Here is a 1,694-nt window from a genome sequence, read left to right on the forward strand (position 1 = left end):
TCCCGTTCCCTCCCTGGGGGCGCAGCCCCCAGGGAGGGAACGGGAAGGGGCGGCGGGGGCGAGAAACAGGTCGAACCGGCCGCACAGCACAACTCACAGAGACCAGAACTGGAGCCGTATCTCATGCACCTCGACCACTCCCACCCTGACGCCGGCGCAGCCGTGAGCGCGGACGCCCGCCGCCCCGACGGCACCCGCCGAGCCCTCCGCATCGGCCTCGGCGGCCCCGTCGGATCCGGCAAGACCGCCACCGTCGCCGCCCTCTGCCGCGCCCTGCGCGAAGAACTCTCCCTCGCGGTCGTCACCAACGACATCTACACCCGCGAGGACGCCGAGTTCCTGCTGCGCGAGGCCGTACTGCCACCCGAACGCATCACCGCCGTCGAAACAGGCGCCTGCCCGCACACCGCGATCCGCGACGACATCTCCGCCAACCTCGAAGCCGTCGAGGACCTGGAGGACGAGGTCGGGCCCCTCGACATCGTGCTCGTGGAATCCGGCGGCGACAACCTCACCGCCACCTTCTCCAAGGGCCTCGTCGACGCGCAGATCTTCGTCATCGACGTCGCAGGCGGGGACGACATCCCCCGCAAGGGCGGCCCCGGCGTCACCACCGCCGACCTGCTCGTCGTCAACAAGACCGACCTCGCGCCGTACGTAGGTTCCGACCTCGGCCGGATGGCCGCCGACGCGAAGACGGCGCGCGGGGAGAAGCCCGTCGTGTTCCAGTCGCTGCGCGGCGAGACCGGGGTCGCGGACGTCGCCCTGTGGGTGCGGGCGCAGCTCGCGGCATGGACGGCATGACCACCGGCGTGCGGACTACCGGCGTGCGGGCCACCGGCGTGCGGGCCACCGCGCGGATCGTCGCCCGGGCGGACGGCCGGGGCGGTACGGCCCTGCCGGTACTCGACGGCGACGGCCCGCTGGCGCTGCGCCGCACCCGCGCGCACGGCGACGAGGCCCGCGTCATGCTGGTCGGCGCCATGAGCGGTCCCCTCGGCGGCGACCACTTCGCTGTCGAGGCGGAGGTGGGGGAAGGCGCCCGACTGCATCTGGCGTCGGCGGCGGCCACCATCGCCCTGCCCGGCCAGGCGAAGGGCGAGGCCCGTTACGACGTACGGATCGTGGTCGCCGACGGTGGCGAACTGCGGTGGCTGCCCGAGCAGTTGATCTGCGCCCAGGGCAGCGAGCTGTACGTCGGCACACGTGTCGATCTCGCGCCCGGTGCCCGTCTGGTGTTCCGTGAGGAGCAGGTGCTCGGGCGCTTCGGCGAGGAACCCGGAAGGCTCGGGAGCCGCCTCACGGTGCGGGTCGGCGGGCGCGTCGTCCTCGACCAGGAGCTGGCCTGCGGTCCCGGAGCGCCGGGCGGCTGGGACGGGCCCGCCGTGCTGGCGGGACATCGCGCCGTCGGTCAACTCGTCGTCGTACGGCCGGAGTTCGCGGACGCGCCGGTCGAGGCCCGGTTGCTGGGGGAGGGGGCGGCGCTTGTTCCGCTCGCCGGGCCCGCCGCGCTGGTGACAGCGGTCGCGCCGGACGCGCTACGGCTGCGCCGGGTGCTGGACGAGGCGCTCACGGCCCTGGAGCCGACCCGCGGCGTGTGATCGCCAGGGTCGGGGGCCGGCTCGTCCCGCCCCGGTCTTGCCGATCACGGCGATCCCTTTGTGGTCGTGGCTTTGGGGCCGCTTGCCGCAGGT

Annotated in this window: 2 protein-coding genes; both read left to right on the forward strand. The window is 73.8% G+C overall.

Annotated features, from left to right (window positions below):
* Window positions 1-123 precede the first annotated feature (123 nt).
* Complete coding sequence (gene ureG, locus AOK08_RS41595) at window positions 124-804, forward strand: urease accessory protein UreG (RefSeq protein WP_055535739.1); 681 nt, start codon at window positions 124-126, stop codon at window positions 802-804.
* Window positions 792-1,601 carry an urease accessory protein UreD gene (locus tag AOK08_RS41600; RefSeq protein WP_055535741.1) on the forward strand — a complete coding sequence of 270 codons (810 nt, stop codon included), beginning with the start codon at window positions 792-794 and terminating at the stop codon, window positions 1,599-1,601. Before ureG ends, AOK08_RS41600 begins: the two co-directional genes overlap by 13 nt.
* Window positions 1,602-1,694 lie beyond the last annotated feature (93 nt).

The sequence above is a fragment of the Streptomyces graminilatus genome, assembly GCF_001418565.1.
In the GTDB taxonomy this organism is placed as follows: Bacteria; Actinomycetota; Actinomycetes; order Streptomycetales; family Streptomycetaceae; genus Streptomyces; species Streptomyces graminilatus.